Genomic DNA, 2,102 nt, shown 5'->3' on the forward strand with positions numbered 1-2,102 from the left:
GCTTCGCCGCGGGGGCGAGCGAGGACGACGTGGTCGCGGACTACGTGCTCTCCGCACCACAGGTGCGTCCGGTGCGAGGGGAGCATGCCGAGCGCATCGCCGCCTCCGTCGAAGCCCGGGAACGCGCCGATGTTCTGCGCCTGCACCTGGAGAGCCCCCCGGAGGCCATCGTGCACGCGCTGGCGGTCATCCGCGAGTTCGGCGGGGCGGAGGAGTACCTCCGCGCACACGGTCTCCGCTCCGATCAGCTCGCGGCGCTGCGCCGCAAGGAAGGGGTGGCGGCATGAGTCGCGCGACCGGTCGGTTGACGGTGCTGCACCTCAGTGATGTCCGCGCCATGAGCAGCGGCCTTCTGTACGACACCGTGGACGGGTTCGCTCGCCTGCGCGCCGTCGGCGCGTACCTGCGCGACGCCGGGATCACACCGGAGGCGGTCGTGGTCACCGGCGACCTGGTGCAGCGGGGGAACGCGGATGCCTATCCGGCACTGCGCGAGGCGTTCGACGAACTCGCGGAGATCGCCGGTGTCCCGGTGCTCACCGCGATCGGCAATCACGATGAGCCGGAGGCCGCGCGGGTGCTGCGCGGCCATGAGCAGACCCACCACAGAGTGCATATCGTCGACGAGCTCCGCTTCATCATCCTGGATTCGTCTCGCGGCGAGCTCGGAGTCGACCAGCGGGCGTGGCTCCGTGACGTGCTGCGCACTCCGCACGGCCTCGGCACGGTCGTCGCTGTTCACCATGCGCCGCTGGGCTCTCCGCTGCCGACATTGGCGAAGGCGGGGCTGCGGGACGCGGACGACTTCCTCGACGCCATGGCCGGCTCGGACGTGCGGGCGGTTCTGGCCGGGCACTTCCATCACCCGCTGTCCGCGACCCTGCGCGGCATCCCCGTCTTCGTCGGTCCCTCGCTGGCCTATCACCAGGTGATGGACGCCGGCCCGAACCGCGTCAGCGGCCACGACCTGGCGATGTTCTCCCTCGTGCATCTGCTGCCGGGCGGCGTTGCCGTCACCAACGTCGGGCTCGACTCGCCCGCACCGATCTTCTCCTCCGTCATCTCCACCTGAACCCTGATTGGACACCATGTCATTCCTTCGCAAGACCGCTCCCGTGGCACTGTTCGGCGTCGCCGCACTCGCCCTCGCCAGCTGCTCCTCGACGCCGGCTCCCGCCGCGACGCCCGAGGAGTCCGCCGCAGCCCTGGAGCCGGCGACCATCACGCTGTACACCTCCGAGCCGCAGGAGAAGGCCGACGAACTCGTCGCCGCCTTCAACGAGGTCCACCCCGAGATCACCGTCGAGGTGTTCCGCGCCGGCACCGGCGACCTGACCACTCGAGTCGCGACCGAGCAGGAGTCCGGTGGCATCCAGGCCGACGTGTTCCTCGCCGCCGACGCCGGCACCTTCGAGGGGTACGCCGCCGACGACCTGCTGCTGAAGTACACGCCGGCGGACGTGGACGCCCTGAATCCCGACGTCGTCGACCCCGAGGGCTTCTACACCGGCACCAGGATCATCCCGACCGTCATCGCGTACAACACCGGCATCATCACCGAAGCACCCGAGTCGTGGAAGGACCTCACCGACGCCGAGTACGCCGACAAGATCGTGATGCCGAACCCCGACGTGTCCGGGGCAGCGGCGTACAACGCCGCCGTGTGGCTGGACGACGACCAGCTGGGTGAGAAGTGGATGACGGCCCTGGCCGAGAACCGTCCGGTCATCGCCGACAGCAACGGCCCCGTGTCTCAGGCCGTCGCCACGGGCGCGCAGCCCGTCGGCATCGTGGTGGACTACCTGGTCCGCGAGCTCGCCGCACAGGGGTCGCCCATCGCCGTGTCGTACCCGAGCGAGGGCGTGCCGTACGTGTCCCAGCCGGTCGGTATCTTCGCCGACACCGACGAAGAGGCAGCATCCAAGGCGTTCGTCGACTTCCTGGTGAGCGCCGCCGGCCAGGAGCTCGCCGTCGAGCAGTCGTACCTGCCGGTGCGCTCCGACGTCGGCACGCCCGAGGGCGCCCCGTCGATGGACGACATCGAGATCCTCTCCCCGGACCTCGAGACCATCCGCAGCACGCAGGACGCTGCGGTCGAGACC

Annotated in this window: 3 protein-coding genes; all 3 read left to right on the top strand. The window is 69.9% G+C overall.

All coding sequences use genetic code 11. The features are described from left to right. On the top strand, nucleotides 1-287 hold a 287-nt coding region (locus tag KZA10_RS13185; RefSeq protein WP_218683103.1), incomplete at its 5' end, for a tyrosine-protein phosphatase. Then, entirely contained in the window at nucleotides 284-1,072 is a 789-nt protein-coding gene (locus KZA10_RS13190) for a metallophosphoesterase (protein WP_218683104.1), read from the top strand. The genes KZA10_RS13185 and KZA10_RS13190, both read left to right, overlap by 4 nt. Before the next feature lie 43 nt (nucleotides 1,073-1,115). Continuing rightward, on the top strand, nucleotides 1,116-2,102 hold a 987-nt coding region (locus KZA10_RS13195), incomplete at its 3' end, for an ABC transporter substrate-binding protein (RefSeq protein ID WP_308289670.1).

It is taken from the genome of Microbacterium sp. BF1 (genome assembly GCF_019279095.1).
Taxonomy (GTDB): domain Bacteria; phylum Actinomycetota; class Actinomycetes; order Actinomycetales; family Microbacteriaceae; genus Microbacterium; species Microbacterium maritypicum.